General features: G+C 51.8%; 18 protein-coding genes. 4 read left to right on the top strand and 14 right to left on the bottom strand.

Annotation, left to right across the window (positions count from 1 at the left end):
- The first annotated feature begins 51 nt into the window (after positions 1-51).
- Positions 52-1,152 carry an Acg family FMN-binding oxidoreductase gene (locus AC2FJF_RS23300; RefSeq protein WP_496727404.1) on the top strand — a complete coding sequence of 367 codons (1,101 nt, stop codon included), beginning with the start codon at positions 52-54 and terminating at the stop codon, positions 1,150-1,152.
- Positions 1,142-1,591 carry a MarR family winged helix-turn-helix transcriptional regulator gene (locus AC2FJF_RS23295; RefSeq protein WP_496727403.1) on the top strand — a complete coding sequence of 150 codons (450 nt, stop codon included), beginning with the start codon at positions 1,142-1,144 and terminating at the stop codon, positions 1,589-1,591. The genes AC2FJF_RS23300 and AC2FJF_RS23295 overlap by 11 nt, the downstream gene beginning before the upstream one ends.
- A 216-nt stretch (positions 1,592-1,807) precedes the next feature.
- Here AC2FJF_RS23295 and AC2FJF_RS23290 read toward each other — a convergent pair whose 3' ends face one another.
- From AC2FJF_RS23290 to AC2FJF_RS23255, 8 genes are all read right to left on the bottom strand, one after another.
- Complete coding sequence (locus AC2FJF_RS23290; RefSeq protein ID WP_496727402.1) at positions 1,808-2,980, bottom strand: adenylate/guanylate cyclase domain-containing protein; 1,173 nt, start codon at positions 2,978-2,980, stop codon at positions 1,808-1,810.
- 126 nt (positions 2,981-3,106) lie between these two features.
- Positions 3,107-3,661, bottom strand: coding sequence for a CIA30 family protein (locus AC2FJF_RS23285; protein WP_496727401.1), 555 nt, complete (start codon positions 3,659-3,661; stop codon positions 3,107-3,109).
- Positions 3,662-3,672: 11 nt separating this feature from the next.
- A complete protein-coding gene (locus tag AC2FJF_RS23280) occupies positions 3,673-4,125 on the bottom strand; it encodes a TspO/MBR family protein (protein WP_496727400.1) in 453 nt (150 codons plus the stop codon).
- 13 nt (positions 4,126-4,138) lie between these two features.
- Entirely contained in the window at positions 4,139-4,642 is a 504-nt protein-coding gene (locus tag AC2FJF_RS23275; RefSeq protein WP_496727399.1) for an aggregation factor core, read from the bottom strand.
- A gap of 136 nt (positions 4,643-4,778) precedes the next feature.
- Positions 4,779-5,162, bottom strand: coding sequence for a nuclear transport factor 2 family protein (locus AC2FJF_RS23270; RefSeq protein WP_496727398.1), 384 nt, complete (start codon positions 5,160-5,162; stop codon positions 4,779-4,781).
- Between the two features lie 136 nt (positions 5,163-5,298).
- On the bottom strand, positions 5,299-5,679 hold the full coding sequence (locus tag AC2FJF_RS23265; protein WP_496727397.1) for a VOC family protein: 381 nt from the start codon (positions 5,677-5,679) through the stop codon (positions 5,299-5,301).
- Positions 5,680-6,693, bottom strand: a complete 1,014-nt coding sequence (locus tag AC2FJF_RS23260) for a zinc-binding alcohol dehydrogenase family protein (RefSeq protein ID WP_496727396.1) — start codon at positions 6,691-6,693, stop codon at positions 5,680-5,682. It lies immediately after the preceding gene.
- A gap of 26 nt (positions 6,694-6,719) precedes the next feature.
- Positions 6,720-7,010, bottom strand: a complete 291-nt coding sequence (locus AC2FJF_RS23255) for a putative quinol monooxygenase (protein ID WP_496727395.1) — start codon at positions 7,008-7,010, stop codon at positions 6,720-6,722.
- Positions 7,011-7,114: 104 nt separating this feature from the next.
- On the opposite strand from AC2FJF_RS23255, the gene AC2FJF_RS23250 reads away from it, so the two are divergent.
- The gene (locus tag AC2FJF_RS23250; protein ID WP_496727394.1) at positions 7,115-8,002 is read left to right on the top strand and encodes a LysR family transcriptional regulator; all 888 of its coding nucleotides are present in this window, start codon (positions 7,115-7,117) and stop codon (positions 8,000-8,002) included.
- Between the two features lie 168 nt (positions 8,003-8,170).
- Here the strand turns inward: AC2FJF_RS23250 and AC2FJF_RS23245 are convergent, their stop codons facing one another.
- The 5 genes from AC2FJF_RS23245 to AC2FJF_RS23225 form a co-directional block, all read right to left on the bottom strand.
- Positions 8,171-8,713, bottom strand: a complete 543-nt coding sequence (locus AC2FJF_RS23245; RefSeq protein WP_496727393.1) for an alpha/beta hydrolase family protein — start codon at positions 8,711-8,713, stop codon at positions 8,171-8,173.
- A 39-nt stretch (positions 8,714-8,752) separates the two neighbouring features.
- The gene (locus AC2FJF_RS23240; RefSeq protein WP_496727392.1) at positions 8,753-9,118 is read right to left on the bottom strand and encodes an alpha/beta fold hydrolase; all 366 of its coding nucleotides are present in this window, start codon (positions 9,116-9,118) and stop codon (positions 8,753-8,755) included.
- Between the two features lie 253 nt (positions 9,119-9,371).
- The gene (locus AC2FJF_RS23235; protein ID WP_496727391.1) at positions 9,372-11,261 is read right to left on the bottom strand and encodes an SLC13 family permease; all 1,890 of its coding nucleotides are present in this window, start codon (positions 11,259-11,261) and stop codon (positions 9,372-9,374) included.
- Between the two features lie 340 nt (positions 11,262-11,601).
- Entirely contained in the window at positions 11,602-12,708 is a 1,107-nt protein-coding gene (locus AC2FJF_RS23230; RefSeq protein WP_496727390.1) for an alkene reductase, read from the bottom strand.
- Between the two features lie 122 nt (positions 12,709-12,830).
- Positions 12,831-13,427: a TetR/AcrR family transcriptional regulator gene (locus AC2FJF_RS23225; RefSeq protein ID WP_496727389.1), complete on the bottom strand. Its 597-nt coding sequence runs from the start codon at positions 13,425-13,427 to the stop codon at positions 12,831-12,833.
- A 569-nt stretch (positions 13,428-13,996) separates the two neighbouring features.
- Between AC2FJF_RS23225 and AC2FJF_RS23220 the strand changes: the two genes are divergently transcribed.
- Positions 13,997-14,416 (top strand): hypothetical protein, encoded by a 420-nt coding sequence (locus AC2FJF_RS23220; RefSeq protein WP_058282257.1) that lies wholly within the window; start codon positions 13,997-13,999, stop codon positions 14,414-14,416.
- Between the two features lie 329 nt (positions 14,417-14,745).
- Here AC2FJF_RS23220 and AC2FJF_RS23215 read toward each other — a convergent pair whose 3' ends face one another.
- Complete coding sequence (locus AC2FJF_RS23215; RefSeq protein ID WP_058282256.1) at positions 14,746-15,516, bottom strand: lysophospholipid acyltransferase family protein; 771 nt, start codon at positions 15,514-15,516, stop codon at positions 14,746-14,748.
- Positions 15,517-16,144 lie beyond the last annotated feature (628 nt).

The following is a 16,144-nucleotide window of genomic DNA, read 5'->3' as shown; positions in this document are numbered from 1 at the left end:
AGTACGGATTCGTATTAAACTAGTTCGATATCGTACTATTGGAGAGTCAAGATGCCAAACCGAAGACGTTTTCTCAAGATTCTAGGCGGAGGCACAATACTGGCGGCAAGCGGTGCGGTTGCGTTCCTCGCTACACGCACGCCGCATGCCGCGCTGGCTCCGTGGACGCCAAAACCGTATGACGACCCACGCAAAGCCGCTTTGTCCTACGCAATTCTCGCCCCCAATCCACACAACTTGCAACCTTGGCTGGTCGAGTTGGTTGGACAAGACAAGGTGCGCATCCACCGTGATCCTGATCGCGAGCTTCCTGAAACCGATCCTTACAACCGCCAGCTCTATATTGGCCTCGGCGCATTTGTTGAGACGATGATTCTAGCAGCAGGTGCTCTCGGGTTCGATACCGAGGTCAAGTTACTGCCAGATGGGGATGACGGACCCATCGCAGAAGCAGTGTTTGTGCCAGGCGGGACATCCGATCCACTATCAGATCAAATCCGCAAACGGCATTCCAACAAAGGACCATACACTGAACAGCGGCTGTCCGAGGCGGAAACGTCGGTCCTTGAAAACTATGCCACTCTGATTTCCGATGAGGATCTAGTGGCCCGTGTTCGAGACCTAACGAAACGCGCTTTTGAAATCGAAATGCGTACACCGCAGACCTTGAAAGAGTCCGTCGACCTCATGCGGATCGGGAAAGCAGAAATCAACGCCAACCCGGACGGGATTGAATTACGTGATCCCATGCTGGAAACGCTGCGACTTACCGGCTTGTTGGATAATGAGACCCTTATGAACGTTGACCACCCAGGCACTCAGTCACACATGCGAGGCTACTTCGCCATGCTAGACGCGACGCCGCAATACGCAATCCTTACGACAGCCACAAATACGCGAAGCGATCAACTCGATGCCGGACGTCAATTGATGCGTTTTTATCTGAAGACAACCGAAATGGGCCTGGGCGTTCATCCGGTTAGTCAGGCACTTCAGGAGTACCCTGAGATGGCCGATGAATACGCTCTGGCGCATGAGCTTCTTGCGTCGCCGGGCCACACGGTGCAAATGTTGCTGCGTTTGGGGTATGGACCTGAACCAATTGCCACACCCCGCTGGCCGCTGGAGACACGAATTCTGAATGAAGCCTGAGGATGAGCCCAACGAAGTCTACCGGTTCTTCACCGAGGTCGGGATCATCAATCAGTTGATCTCGACCAAGCTTGAAGCGTTCTTACCTGGCAGAATGACCGCAACCCAATTTGGCATATTGGGCCACCTGGTCCGGCGCCCCGAGGGAGAGACACCACTGCAACTTTCGAAAGCGTTTCAAGTGCCCAAAACTTCGATGACGCACATGCTCTCCAGTCTTGAAAATCATGCCCTGATTACCCTTGAAGCCAACCCCAATGATAAGCGTTCGAAAATTGCTCGGTCTACACCGGAAGGCGTAGAGTTATTGAAAGCTTGTATGGAGCATATGTCAGAAGCTCTTGGTCCAGTTTTGTTCGAACTGGGGCCTGAACCGTTTCACAGTTCTTTACCTAATCTGACCCTCATTCGCGAAACATTGGACCGTGAGCGGGACTAGGCGCAACCTGCGTCAGCTTAAGCAAGCAGTAAAATTCTCAAAACATCATAAAGTCTCCGCCCGTGGGAAGCAGCAGTGATCCTTCCGGCAAGGTGGGCGTGTAGTCAAATGTCACAATCTTAGAACGTGGAAATTGATAATGAACGATGTGCTTCAACGCATGGTGTATGCAATTCCCGTTTGCCAATGCCACAACCACCAGAAGCACAAACCATATTAAGGCGCACGTTCAGAGAGAAAGAACAGCTCAATTGGCTGAGCAAGGCCACGTATTTCGTGATCTCCACAGCTGACGAACATGTTTGGTGAAGCACTTGCAACAGCTGACGTCGCCAAAACTCTCCGACCGATTGATTTTGTTAAGCCTTCAATTCGGCTTGCGACGTTTACCGCGCCGCCCAGAACTGTAAAGTCAAGCCTGCCGGGGCTGCCGATATTACCGTAACTGACCTGCCCAACGTTAATTCCAACACCAATGTCCAAAGGCGGTTTTTGAATACCGTCTCGTCGTGAATTGAGAGAAGTCAAACCACTCAATATGCTCTGGGCTGCGAACGCTGCCATGCGGCATCGGTCGGCGTGGTCATTTTGAGTTTCAATAGTAAAGACTGATAGGATGCCGTCGCCCATGAACTTGAGAACGTCTCCACCGTTGTCTTCTACGGCTTTGACCACCAGATCAAAATAGTCAGTAAGCGTGTCAAAGATTTCTTCTTCCGGAGAGGTCTCGGAAAGTGCCGTAAAGCCTCGCAGATCAGAAAACATAACCACGGCATCCAGAGTTGTTCGCTCACCGCGCTTTATTTTGCCGCTCCAGACTGCCTCGGAAGGTCCATCTCCTAAATAAGTTCGAAGTAAACCTTTAGACGATTTGCGCATCGTAACGGGCTCAAGAGCGGAAGAAAGGCCCGGTAATGCCGCTTCAATCAGTCTTAGATGCTCCAGAGAGAATCCGTCCGGCGACTGCGTAACAAAGGTGCAACCATGCAACGATCCATCACCGTAATAGAGCAAAGTAGCATAGTAGTCAGTGCCGCCCTGCTCTGCAAATTCCAGATAGGATGAATGCTCTGTTTCTAAGTCCAGTTGCCGGAGACTTTTGTGAAGTGGCTTTCTGTTCGCAAGAATATACTCGAATGAACTCCCGACATAACCATCTGTCAACATCGTCTCATGGGTGACGTCGTAGCTGTCGGTGCCTTCAGGCGTCCAAACTACCCCCCAAGCAATAAGCAATGGGTTGGCAAAGCGCTGGCCAATGTTTGTTCGCCACAGCGGAACTCCGGCCTCGATCAAGGAGGAACAGAACTGTGACACCACCTTTACGGGATTGCCGGAGCGACGACCTTCTGTAATCAACCATTCGGTTAGTCGAGCGACTTGTTCCATGGAACCAAGTTAGTCGCTTGCAAAAGACGAGCAAAGACTATTGGAATTGCATAGTCGCTCGTATTTATTGAGCCGCCTAATCTGACTGGTGCAACAGAAGATTGCAGCCCCTCGCTTGGGCGAACTTCAATAGAAACCAATCCTGCTGACATCTACGAGGACTTCGTGATCGCGCCCGAAGGCTACAACTCCAACTGAGGTGATTTCGTCAGCAACGGGAATAGCGCGTAACATAGCACCTGAAGCCTTGAAGTCAGACAGAGGTAAAGAGACTTCGGTCCATTCTTCAGAAGTTGCGAACTGGGCCTGATAGTATTGCCATGGAAGCACCGTGCCACGTGTCCTGAGGTGAACGAAGTATTGTTCGCCGTTGCCCCGGACCAAGAGCCTGACGCCCGAAACACTCGCATCTGGTCGATCAGGCAAATTGCGTCGAAACTGGATGAAGCCACCGTTGTTTTCTGTACTCACGGTTCCGGTCAGCCGGGCGAATGCAACTTCACCTTCCGAACGAAACTGCACCTGCCCTGAAGAGACCCCTCCCATAACAGTGTCGGCAACGTAGTCCCAACGCGTCTTTGGAGCCTCGGAGAAGTCCTCAGCGAGATTTCCATCAGCCTGTGCCATTGTAGATCCGATGATAATTAGACCTGAAACAAGCCCAACGAAGTTGCCACGCATATTGTTCTTCCTCAGTTCAATATCGCAATGGAAAGGTTAAGCGCCGTGGCAAATGCGACCCATGCTAAATACGGCAGGAAGGCCAGTCCAGAGGCTCGATCAGTGTGCCTGACTTCAGCGATGAACACGACGATGACAGCCAGCAACGCGACAATGACCACAAGGGCCAACCACTGCATTTGCAGTACGAAAAAGGTTGGGGACCATAAAAAGTTCAGACCCATCTGCGCCCACCACAACTTCATGGTGGTGGAGCTTCGGTCTGCTTCGAACTGGCGCCAACCCGCCATGGCGATCAACACATAAAGCACTGTCCAAACCGGACCAAAAATCCAATTTGGTGGGTTGAAAGCGGGTTTAGAAAGCTGCGCATACCAATCGCCAGGTGCAGTCAGTGTCCCGATCAGGATGCCGCCTCCCAACATCAGCGCAAGAAATGCTATACGGATCAACAAATTCGACATTGCGGGACTGCTTTTAGCAATCCTTGGTCGTCACGTTGACAAGCGCTTCGGAAGAGAAGGTTGCAGTACTGGTCTTATCCGCATCGGAATAAGACACCGTGGCGCCTTCGATCTCCGACCCTGTTACGGTGATTTCGCGTTGCCCGATGGTGTCATCTACATCGATGGTAAAGGCTAGTTTGTCCCCAGCTGCAAGGGAGGCGATCTTAAGTTCAATTGTTTTTTGCCCGTCCACAACTGAAGGAAGTTGACGCAATGCATCAGCGCCCTCAACGAATTCGAGAGGTTGGAATACCTCTACACCTGCGCCTTTTTCGGTAACGTCGAAAATCAGACGTCCGGCAGATTGCGACAAGTCGATTTTGAGGGTCGAGGCATCTACTTCGCACGCTCCGACATTTGTCAAAACAAAACGGTCCTTGGGTGCGCCTTCTATGAAACGAATTTGTACACCAGCTTGAAGCGAAGTAGCTGCAAACAATCCAAGTGTCGCGGTAAGAATACTCTTCGAAAGCATAATTATCTCCTTTCTAAAAGGTTCTTGATAGATACGCTTCGGCGGGTTTCTTGGATCAGACTTACGTCGTTTGACTATCGTGGTTCAGCCGACAGGAGTCTTCAAAGTTACATGCACCGTGGTCAGAACGGTTAAGTTAAAACATGCCATTGTCATTCGCGCTTTTTGCTGGAATTTCCTGAAGAACATCCCAGTGCTCGACAACCTTACCTTCAACATCCAGGCGAAAAATATCGATCCCTGCGTACTCAAGACCATCGGGCCAGATTTGGTGGCAATGCAGAACAACGTGGTCGTCTTCAGCAAAGGCGCGTTTGATGTCCACTCGCTTTCCGGGGTATTCGGCAGCCATGCACTCGAAATACTCGACAAAGGCTTGCTTGCCGTCGCCAACATGTGGGTTGTGCTGCGTATAGGTTTCACCAACAAAGGTCGCTATGGCCTCGGCAGGTCGACACTCGGTGAACATCATTTCGTAGAAAGCGATGACGTTTTTCTTGTTTGTTTCGAGGTCCGGCATGCTGATCTCCGAATCGACGTTTGTACCGCCCAAAAATGTTGGTCCGAGTAATTCTTGGAAGCAACCCGGCAAGGATCTCGACCACTAATCGGCAAGAGCTTGATTTTGCGTTCCAACTATTTCGAGGGCTAGCCACTTACTCGGTTTCTTCGAAGTCTATATGAATATGATTTCCATCAGGATCGGCCACATGGATTTGGACCATTCGAGCCCCTGGGACGTCAGTTTTGCGGTACTGGATTTGACCCGAGATCAGTTTTTCTTCGAATGCGCTCAGCCCCGTGGCTGAGAGCGCAAAATGCTCGAGCTTGAGCTTCACTTCGGAGCCGACATTTGGCGTGCCTTCGCGACCCACAAGGTGAACCACGGCGTGATTACCCGCATACAACCAAGCCCCGGAAAACGGAAAATCAGGGCGGGCCCCAGGTCTCAAACCCAGGACCTCTTCATACCAAGTAACCATCTCAGGCAATTTTGTCGTCACGATATTTACGTGATCTAGACGTTCAATTCTCATCTAAAAACCCTCAAGCACGCGCTTTCCTTTGGCCTTGCCACTTTCGAGGATAGCATGCGCTTTCATTAAGTTTGCAGCATTGATTGTACCAAGTGTATCGGTTGCTGTGGATCTGATCTTTCCATCGTCTATCAACCCGGCAACTTGATTCAGAATTTCGCTTTGACGGTTTATATCTTCAGTCCCAAAAAGCGAGCGGGTGTACATGAACTCCCAATGCAATGAGATCGATTTGGGTTTGAATGGCGCGATGTCAAAGGTCTCAGGATCATCGATCAACCCAAAGCGACCTTGAGGTGTCATCACCTCTCCGGCTTGAGCCGCATAAACCTGGGAATGGTTCGTTGAAAAGATGAAATCCACGCTTTCGATACCGAGAGCCCCGCGTTGTGTGCCAAAAGGTTCCGCATGGTTGATGACATGGTGTGCGCCAAGCTCTCGAACCCAGTCTTGTGTCTCGGGTCGGGACGCAGTGGCAATCACCGTCAAGTCAGTGAGAGCCCGCGCCAATTGAATGGTAATTGACCCGACACCGCCTGCGCCACCAATAACCAGTAACGTATTGGTCCCGCCGGAAACGGCATCTTGGACTCGCAAGCGGTCGAACAACATCTCAAAGGCAGTAAGCGTCGTTAGCGGCATCGCCGCAGCTGCTTTTGCAGGTATGGATTTTGGCGCGGCTCCGACAATACGTTCATCAACCAGATGAAACTCAGCATTGGTTCCCGGTCTGTTTACCGCCCCGGCATACCAAACTGTATGTCCCGGACTAAAAGTCTCAACCGCTTCGCCAACTGCTTCGACGATCCCTACTGCGTCCCACCCCAGAATATCTGGTGCTGCACCTGCAGGCGCTCGTTTTTGACGAATTTTCGTATCGACTGGGTTCACTGACACGGCCTGCACCTTGACCAACAAGTCGTGCCCCTTCGGCGTCGGTCTGTCGGTATCGAAGTCGATTAAGGCATCCGCCCGCTCAATCGACCCTGTCTCACGGTATCCCACGGCTTTCATAACGTGCTCCTTTGTCCGGTTCTGTATCAACTGATGATTGTCATCTCATTCAACGTGAACTCTGTAACGGCGCCCTCTGTTGCTTCCAGGTACGCCGCAAGGTGCGGAGCACCCATGTGGGTTTGCCAAAGCTCTCTGCTTTCCCAGTTTTCGTAGAACACGAAATGAGCCGGGTTGTCGTTGTCCTGGTGCAGGTCATAGTTAATGCAACCCTCTTCGGCACAGGTTATATCGATGAGCTTGATCAGCTCACCCTTTACGAGGTCGATCTTGTCGGGGTTGGCTTTGATGTTGGCGACGATTGTCAACTTGGCCATTAGAATAGGTCCCTTGTGTATTTGCGCGACGCGTTAGATTTACGCCGCAGTACTTTCGGGATAAACGGGGTATAATCGAACATATAATCCGGAAATTCCGTTTAATGCTTTTGGACAATCTTCGCTTGTTTCTGACCATAGCTGAGAAAGGCAGTCTTGTGGCCGCGGCGCGCGAGACAGGGATGTCGAGCACGACAGTGTCTGAGCGGCTCGCGGCTCTGGAGGCACATTACGGAGCGGTTTTGTTCAACCGCACCACCCGTTCCATTAGCCTTACCGAAGAAGGCCGGACACTAGCTGACGGAGCAAGAAGCATACTCAGTGAGGTTGCGGACCTGGATACACTTGTTCGGCGCGGCGCCGAAACTCTGTCTGGCCCAATTCGCATAAGCGCGCCCATTGACTTGGGACGTAGCTTTGTTTCCGAGGTTATTGCCGAATTCACCGAAGAGAACCCTGCTGTCTCAATCGAACTGTCCCTCTCGGACGGCTATGTCGACCTTGTGGGCCAGGGTTTCGACCTCGCCGTTCGCTTCGGCAACATCACAGACAGCTCGCTCAGGTTGCGAAATCTAGGAAGCTACCAACGTTTCGTATGTGCGTCCCCAAGTTACCTGGCCTTATTCGGAACGCCTGAAAAACCAGAAGATCTATTAAACCACAACTGCTTGGTTATGAGGTTTGGCGACATGATCGACAACGTTTGGGAGTTTGGATCAGGACCAAATGCCCAGCGCGTATCGGTAAAGGGAAATCGAATAGTCAATGATGGTTCACTGATCCGCGATTGGGCGATTGCAGGCCATGGGGTCGTATTGAAGTCCGAGCTGGATGTCGGCGAAGATGTTCGATCTGGCAGACTTGTCTCTGTCTTGCGCGACTTCCTCCCACCGCCGAAACCTTTGCAAATGATGTTTCCGCCTAGCCGAGCCCAACCACGTCGCATAACGGCCTTAGCTGAGCATTTGCGTCGCAAATTTGGTGTGAGTTGAGGCCGCAGGGGAAGACACTAAATCGCTTCTGCGATTGGCTGCGCTGTTCACGCCTGTCCTAGCTATTAGTGAATCAATTGAATCGAAGAGGAATATCTAAGCCGTAGTTCAGGAGAACCTTCAGTAACCGCCCTTTAGGCCGGAAACTGCTGCAAAGTCGAATATCTTTTAGAGGCGAACATTCCGGCGGGTTGCACCAACTGATAGCCGCTGAGACTGCTCAATGAATTTCAGAGTCACGTGTACCAAGTCTGTGCCAGCATCTTCTTGGATGAAATGCCCGGCTTTTGGTAGCACGGTATAGTTTCGACCGGCGGCTCCTGGGATCGACTTTTGGAACACTTTGTCTACTCCTGCCATGACCATGTCATCTTCTCCAAAAACGGTCAGAAACGGAGTGTTGAGGGTCTTGAGGGTTTTCCATGCGGCTCGGTTGGCTTCTGAAGCAGGGTTGTCGGGTTTGTCGGGCACCAACATTGGAAACTGTCGAGCGCCTGCCAGATAGCGCGCATCCGGGAACGGTGCGTTGTAAGCTGAGACCTCTTCGTCGGAAATCTTGGATGTTGTGCCACCGAATACAAGGCGTCCCGAATTAAATTCAGAAACGGATTGCGAGTATTCCCGCCATGAAAGAAATGCCTCGCCCAAGGGCGTGTCACCGGTGGGCAAGGCCGTGTTTGCAACAACTACCCGAGAGAACCGCTCGGGCATACTCGCAACCAGCCGCAAGCCGATGAGTCCTCCCCAGTCCTAGCAAATCAATGTGATGCCCGTTAGGTCAACTGTCCGCAACCACTCGGACATCCAGTCTACATGGCGTTGGTAGGTGAAGTCGGATCGCTCACTTGGCTTGTCCGACCGTCCAAACCCAATCAAATCAGGAGCCAGAACTCGATGGCCCGCATCTTTGAACAACGAAATCATGCGCCGATACAGGAAGCACCAGGTTGGTTCTCCATGCATCAACAATACTGTCTGTGCCTGTGCCGGTCCCTCGTCCAAATAGTGCATTCGGAGACGACCGCCTTCGGTATCTTCCACATCAAGATAGTTCGGGCCGAATGCGAAATCTGGCAACCCGTCAAACCGATGATCAGGTGTTCGAAGGAACTTCATTGTGAACTCTCCAATATGCCGACGGTATTGGCCAAGCAACAGTGATCGATGAAACAAAAACGGTCCAGTACCAGCGTATGTCGACGTCAGGTTTGCATTTGTTCGCCGCCCTTCTTCTCTTGCTCGCAGCGAAGGTCCATTTGCATAGATCTCGGATCTGCTGCTCCAACAAAAGGATTGGTCTCAAAGCCTCATCTTGCCAGTTCTTCTCAGCTGAAGCAGAGTTCATCTATGCGGATCGCCAAGAAGCGCATCAGAAGAAGAGCGCAAGTCCGGTCATTGAGACAACCAAGAAAAGTAGAGTCATGATTCCACCCGAGCGAACGAAATCGACCACCCGGTAGCCTGCCGGGCCCATGATCAACGCGTTCACCTGGTGTGTTGGGATCAAAAATGAGTTGGACGTTGAAATTGCCACGGTGAGAGCAAAAACAGCCGGATTGCCACCCGCGGATACGGCAATAGAAACTGCTAGCGGCACCAGGAGGACAGTTGCGCCTACATTGGACATGACCAGCGTGAACGCAGTCGCCAGAACGGCGATTCCTGCTTGCAACGACCAGATCGGCCAACCCTTCAGGAGGGCCAACACATGTGCTGCAATCCAATCCGCAGTGCCGGTGTTCTGAACTGCCTGGCCCAACGGGATCAGCGAAGCGAGTAGAAAAACCGTGCTCCAACTGATCGACTCGTAGGCTTCATCAATCGATAACACCCGGCTCAAAACCATGCCAACAGCGCCAATTAATAGGCACAACGACAAACGCAGATCAGAGAACAGAATTAAGCTCAACGCTATTAGGAAGAAGGCGAGCGCCCAACCGACCTTGTGTGGCCGTAACTCTTCCTGGGGAAAGTCCGAAGTTACGACGACAAAATCCCTGTCCGACATCAGTCGTGTCAGACGGTCCCACTGCACGTGCACCACACACGTATCACCGGCCTGCAAAGGGACTTGCCCGATATGCGTTGCAGCATGATCTTCAGTTTCCACATGGCTCAGTGTTTCTTCGCCTCGCTGAATGGCCAACAAAGATAGCCCATGTGTCTGACGGAGACGCAAATCAATCGGAGTCTGGCCGATCACTGAAGAACCGGGGGGAATAACAACCTCTGCCACCCCCGATTGAGTCGCGGCGAAATCATCCGCAAAGACATCTAGTTGGGGTAGTATCTCTAATCCGTAAGGCTCAGCAAACTGATGCTCAACCACCCGACGCAGGCCAAGCACTGCGAGCCGCGCAGGGGCTTCGATCTTGGTATCCGCCATCGGCGCGATGACCTTGTGGCCGCGATAGGATGTGCCGAGAATGTAAATGTTATGGGCGACCATGACATCCGCGAGCGTTTGTCCTATCAAGATCGAGCCTTCAGGAACACGAATCTCGAACATATCAGCCCTAAGCCCATAGGTGTTTTCGACATAAGTCTGCATGGACCTAGCTGAGCTTGCGTCTTCTCCACGCTCCCGCTGCGTTGGGAGGACCCAACGACCAAAGAGCACAAAATAAAGCACCCCTGTCAGCACCAGCATCACACCGATAGGCGTGACTGAAAACAACCCAAATGTCTCCATTTGTTGATTAGCCGGAAGGGATGAATTTGCCGAAACAATCAGGTCATTCAACAGGATGAGGGGCGACGACCCGACCAAGGTGATTGTACCACCCAGAATCGCGCAAAACCCCATGGGCATAAGCAACCTACTCATCGGGATTTCCGTACGTGCTGAGATGCGGCTCACAACAGGCAGAAAAAGCGCAGCAGCTCCCACGTTCTGCATGAAAGAACTGATGACACCAACCGTTGTTGATATTATGGGAATTATCCGGGCCTCTGTCGTACCACCATTTTTGAGGATCAAGGCAGCGACCTTTGACATAAGTCCAGTCTTATCAAGCCCAGCCCCAATTACCATAACTGCGATGATGGACATCACGGCGTTCGAGGAAAAACCTTCAAAGAGCTTGGATACATCGGCTAGATTACCTAGCCCCGGTAGATAGCTCAGTGCGCCAAGCAGTACCATTACAAGAATTGCTGCGACATCGATCCGTATAATCTCGGTAACAAAAAGTAAGACCGTAAAAGACAATAGACTCAGTACGGCTATCATTTCGTACGTCAGTGTTGGTAATTCCATATCGTACTCCCAACCTAACGTTACCTGACTACCAGCAAATACGAAGGACCAACTCTGCGCAGCAGATAAGGCCAAAATCCCTCAGGCCGACTTACGCAGCTCGTTTTCTCGGACGAGGTATCTGCTGAAACCTGGATTTCGCCAACTCAAAGAGACGCTGAAGATAAACTCAAAAGCCTCTCTTAATCACTGCAATCGGAGGGAAGCAGTCCATTCGTAGGCTTGTGTTAGATCCCGGCTTAAAGAAAGGATATTGCCGTGCCCGCGAAGTGAGCGCGTCCAAATCGGCGCGCTCACTCTATCTGGTATTGCCTGTCACTACGGAGGCTAGAGCGATGTACTACTCTGCGGCAACCGCTTCCTCTGCTAGTGCCGGGTAATCGGTGTACCCTTTTTCATTGCCACCGTAGAGTGTAGTTGGATCGAGCTCATTCAGAGCGGCGCCTTTCTCCAACCGGTTGACAAGATCAGGGTTGGAAATAAACGGCCGGCCAAAGGCCACCAGATCGACGGCTCCGGTTTCAACCGCTTCAACCGCCATTTCCCGGTCATAAGCGTTGTTGCCCATTTTCGCACCGTCAAACAATTCATAGAGCGCCTTCAGATCACCACCTTCCGGAATATCGCGCGGGCCGCCGGTCTGTCCCTCCACGAGATGGAGATAGGCCAGCCCATAGCCATTCAGCAATTTGACCGCATGGGTAAATGTCGCCTGCGGGTCACTGTCGGAGATGTTGTTGGCGTCCGAGAATGGGCTGAGGCGGACACCAACGCGGTCGGCGCCCCAGACATCGACAACCACGTCCATGACCTCTTTCAGGAACCGTGCTCTATTCTCGACAGGACCGCCGTATGCGTCTTCACGCTTGTTGGATTCGTCCCGCAGGAATTGATCAATAAGGTATCCGTTGGCTGCGTGGACCTCGACACCGTCGAAACCGGCCTCTTTGGCGTTTTCCGCGGCCCTCCGGTAGTCCGCAACGATGCCAGCAATTTCTTCGATGGCCAGAGCCCGCGGTTCAGATGTTTCAACAAACTGCTCACCATCAAACGTCTTGGCCTTAGCTCCAATTGCGGATGGTGCAACAGGGGCGCCACCATCCTGCTGCAAGCTGTAATGCGAAATCCGGCCCACATGCCAAAGCTGGATTACGATCTTCCCGTCCTTGGCATGGACGGCCTCAGTCACTTTTTTCCAGCCGTCGATCTGCGCTTCGGAATAGATGCCGGGCGTCCAGGCGTAGCCTTTACCTTGGGGCGAAATTTGCGATGCTTCCGTGATGATCAGACCAGCATCTGCCCGCTGCGCGTAGTACATGGCCTGCAATTCATGGACACTGTCATCCTCGGCTCTTGCCCGGTTGCGGGTCAGTGGCGCCATGACAATGCGGTTTTTCAGCTCGATTGCACCAGCTTTGATGCCGGAGAACAGTTTTTCATCAGCCATTGCTGCTTCCTTATTTGGTAAACTTCGTTCAGATATTATTGGACCAATCAGTCCAATATTATGGTCACTGTCTCTTGATTGAGTTTGTTTTAGGTTTCATTTCCTTATGGTGGCGGGAGGCCTTATGGCGAAATCACCAACCGGGCTTGTTTCAGGGTTTGCGATATCTGCTCAGCGGGAACGCCCGCCTTGCGCAAGGCTAGTGTGCCGATTGCAAGGGACGCAAAGGCGCGTGCCTTGTCGAGTGCCTGTCCCGGATCCGAAGGCTCAAGCGCTCTCGCAATAATCTCGTCAATACTCTCCAAATGCTGCCGCCCGAGAGCCGCCACTTCATCATCATGAGGAGCAAGCTCTGTAAGGCAATTGATCAGCATGCAGCCGTCACGACCGCCTTGCGGGTTCGCCAGAGCTTTCATTATCGCACCAACAGGGTCATCTTCGCCCGAATCTGCAACGTCACGCAGAGATTTCAAACCACGCCTTGAATAGTGCCGGAGGGCTTTGTGAAACAAAGCCTGCTTGTTGACGAACGTTCCATAGAAGCTGGACCGGCTCAAACCCATGGCCTTGGTCAAATCGTCCACGGACGCGGTCTCGTAGCCCTTGTGCCAAAATACGCACAAGGCTTTTTCCAAAGCCTCAGCTTCGTCAAAGGCACGAGGTCTACCTGGACCTGCGGATGATTTGATGTCGCCATTTGGGAGAGTTTTTTTGCTCATGCGCATGATTTGGAATGATTAGTCCAGAAATTCAAGGTGGCGGTAGGAAATTTTTGGAATGGTCAGTCCGTATTGTGACCAGAGAAAGGAATTTAGGTCGGTAGAAATACAAAACCTCCCCATCCCGCTTGGTGTCACGCTAATCTTAGGATCAGGACTGTTTGTCATTTTGCCGGAGTGTCAGACGACGAGGATCGTGATCGTAGAAAAGAGAGCCCGCGCTCGGTACTAGTTTCCAACACTGGACAGAGTGACAGGCGGCTTTGTCCAACGCGTTGATGTTGATCACCAACAAACCAGAGATTGGTTCGGTAGATTCATGGCCAATGCCCTCAGCTTGTGAGGATTAATACTCCAATGAGTAACAAAGCCAAGAATTCAGAACTGGTTTTACGAGCATTAGAACGGCGGGTCATCGTAAGCAAACCAACAATAATTTCAGCGCGTTAGGCAAAAAAACGAGGTTAGCTGAAGTTTAATTTGCCCAATGTGAACTTCTTAACTTTGGTTAGAACGGTTTTTTGGCAGTATCGTTTCATGAGTTGTTAGTGAGTTCAGTGAGTAAGTAGATGTATTTGCATAATTTCGAGGGGCATTGTTGCGCGGTCAATGACATCCGGATGGATGATTTTGCGCGTGAGTATCCGTTGCTGGACGATGTAGGCGTGCACGCACAATGGCAGAAGGGCTCCTGGCAGATCACGCGGATAGCCGACATCTGGACACGAACCGGGAAGGTACTTTCTTTACCTTACAAAGGAGCCAACGCCTATCCATCTTTCCAGTTTGCTCAGGATGGAACCCCGCTTCCTTTGATGGAAAAAGTGTTGAAAGCCCTGCCACGTGAAATGACCCCGTGGCAATGCGCGTTCTGGTTAACCTCACCCAAACTGGAACTCGGAGGGGAAAGCCCGGCAAATCGCATTCAGATCGGGGATGATTGCATAGTCGGTATCGCAGGCGATGCTGGTGGTCTGATGGCAGCTTAGTGTTAGCTTTTGGTCACTCATACGTCGTACAGCATCTGGCAAATTCGTGTCTCCCCTGCTTTTTATGCCTCCGGCAAGAATCGCGAGATCAGGGCACTTAATTGTCCATTCTCTTCTGAGAATTCAGAGACAATACCAAGCAGCCCATCCATAAAAACGAATGGCCAAGAGCATACTGAAATACGGGTACTAACTAGGTCTTCGAATATCGATACCCGTTGGAGAAAATCCCACCAACAAGTACAACTGCTCTGCAAATCTGTTATCTGCCGCTACGCGTAGCGGAAACTCAACAAACTCGGTTTCTGCATATTTCTGTCAAACAGACTTCACCGCTCAAATACAGCCATCATCTGCCTGCGCAATCGCGCCAGATCCTCATCCACACTAGCGGTAGGATCGCACGTAAATGTTGGCAAAGCCTCCACACGGATCGTCCCGCTGCGCGGTAAATGTTTGCCGCGTGGAAGTAGACTATCGCTGTCGTGGATGACAATAGGGGTGATCGTGCGGCCGGTTTCTCGGGCGACTAATACAGCACCCGCCTTAAAGTCCCCTAGCGATTCTGTTTTGGCCCGGGTGCCTTCTGGGAATAGCACAATGGAACAACGGGCAGGCATTTCCCTGACAGCCTTTGTCAGCGTATCCATGGCCGTTGAACCGGAATCGCGGTTGATAGGAACGAGACCCGCTCCATCAAAACCAGTACGCAGGAGTTTGCTGTTCCAGAACTCTGATTTCGCCGCGAAAGTGAACCATTTGGTGTCGGGCACCACATGCATGAGACTGAAGCCATCGAGATGGCTACGGTGGTTAACCACGATGATGCTGTTGGTGTCGGCGGCGAGGGCATTCTTTTCCTCAGGACGCATCTCGACGCGGATGCTGAGGAGCCACAGCAGGCGGGAACATGACCGTTTCACCAGGCGCCAATACCAACCCCGAAACCCTCTGCGCCGAACGCAAAGAAGAGGGGCAAAGGCCACGAAGAGGAAATAAAACAGGCCGACAAGAACCAGTATAGCGCGCTTGATAAGGCGTATTGGCAATGGGTCAATGGCGCGAGTAGCGCGGTCTTGACCGTCAGGTGAAAAGGGCATGACGTCCTCTGATAGGGCCTGTGGCTGGTGCGTAAGCCATGAATAAATGCCACCGGAGGTCCTCCGGCAGCGCTTTGACATGCGCCACTTGCGAAGGAAGACAGCCGCCGCACACCTCTCTATCTGTCGAAGTCAGTACCAGATCAATGAGAAAAGACGACGTAGCGGAATGTATCTTGGTGCTTCAGTCTGACTTGAGTAACAACTGACCGGCCTTGGCATAGAATATCGGTAAGAGCCCAAAGTTACATCATCGGTCGAGAGCATCCGCAATTAGTTTGGCAAAGGTTCGGAGCTCGTTATTCCCCGGATTCGGGATTGGTTTGAAGGTCATTACTTCTTGCTCGATGTAGCGTCGCGAGGTGACATCGTACTTGTCGAGAAGCGGTATCAGATGCGCATGAGCATGGGCGACATCACCACCCGAGAATTGAAATGCCACACGCTTCCTAGACCCGAAACCAGCACCATACCGGAAGCCAAACATTTCATCTGACGCACTACTTTGGCAGCTGGTTGGAAGGAGATATCAATTGCACTGATCATACCTGTAGTCCCCGTATTCCAGCCAGTTTGCCGAGCCTTCGCTAAAAATCAGAAACTCGGACCTGTCCTCCCCAAGGAGGGC

It is taken from the genome of Ruegeria sp. CDSB013 (genome assembly GCF_059611165.1).
This window is presented reverse-complemented; position numbering and strand designations above follow the sequence as displayed.

Coding starts and splice junctions, on each gene's coding strand:
- AC2FJF_RS23300 (WP_496727404.1), top strand. CDS start 52: ATGCCAAACCGAAGACGTTTTCTCAAGATTCTAGGCGGAGGCACAATA.
- AC2FJF_RS23295 (WP_496727403.1), top strand. CDS start 1,142: ATGAAGCCTGAGGATGAGCCCAACGAAGTCTACCGGTTCTTCACCGAG.
- AC2FJF_RS23290 (WP_496727402.1), bottom strand. CDS start 2,980: ATGGAACAAGTCGCTCGACTAACCGAATGGTTGATTACAGAAGGTCGT.
- AC2FJF_RS23285 (WP_496727401.1), bottom strand. CDS start 3,661: ATGCGTGGCAACTTCGTTGGGCTTGTTTCAGGTCTAATTATCATCGGA.
- AC2FJF_RS23280 (WP_496727400.1), bottom strand. CDS start 4,125: ATGTCGAATTTGTTGATCCGTATAGCATTTCTTGCGCTGATGTTGGGA.
- AC2FJF_RS23275 (WP_496727399.1), bottom strand. CDS start 4,642: ATGCTTTCGAAGAGTATTCTTACCGCGACACTTGGATTGTTTGCAGCT.
- AC2FJF_RS23270 (WP_496727398.1), bottom strand. CDS start 5,162: ATGCCGGACCTCGAAACAAACAAGAAAAACGTCATCGCTTTCTACGAA.
- AC2FJF_RS23265 (WP_496727397.1), bottom strand. CDS start 5,679: ATGAGAATTGAACGTCTAGATCACGTAAATATCGTGACGACAAAATTG.
- AC2FJF_RS23260 (WP_496727396.1), bottom strand. CDS start 6,693: ATGAAAGCCGTGGGATACCGTGAGACAGGGTCGATTGAGCGGGCGGAT.
- AC2FJF_RS23255 (WP_496727395.1), bottom strand. CDS start 7,010: ATGGCCAAGTTGACAATCGTCGCCAACATCAAAGCCAACCCCGACAAG.
- AC2FJF_RS23250 (WP_496727394.1), top strand. CDS start 7,115: ATGCTTTTGGACAATCTTCGCTTGTTTCTGACCATAGCTGAGAAAGGC.
- AC2FJF_RS23245 (WP_496727393.1), bottom strand. CDS start 8,713: ATGCCCGAGCGGTTCTCTCGGGTAGTTGTTGCAAACACGGCCTTGCCC.
- AC2FJF_RS23240 (WP_496727392.1), bottom strand. CDS start 9,118: ATGAAGTTCCTTCGAACACCTGATCATCGGTTTGACGGGTTGCCAGAT.
- AC2FJF_RS23235 (WP_496727391.1), bottom strand. CDS start 11,261: ATGGAATTACCAACACTGACGTACGAAATGATAGCCGTACTGAGTCTA.
- AC2FJF_RS23230 (WP_496727390.1), bottom strand. CDS start 12,708: ATGGCTGATGAAAAACTGTTCTCCGGCATCAAAGCTGGTGCAATCGAG.
- AC2FJF_RS23225 (WP_496727389.1), bottom strand. CDS start 13,427: ATGAGCAAAAAAACTCTCCCAAATGGCGACATCAAATCATCCGCAGGT.
- AC2FJF_RS23220 (WP_058282257.1), top strand. CDS start 13,997: ATGTATTTGCATAATTTCGAGGGGCATTGTTGCGCGGTCAATGACATC.
- AC2FJF_RS23215 (WP_058282256.1), bottom strand. CDS start 15,516: ATGCCCTTTTCACCTGACGGTCAAGACCGCGCTACTCGCGCCATTGAC.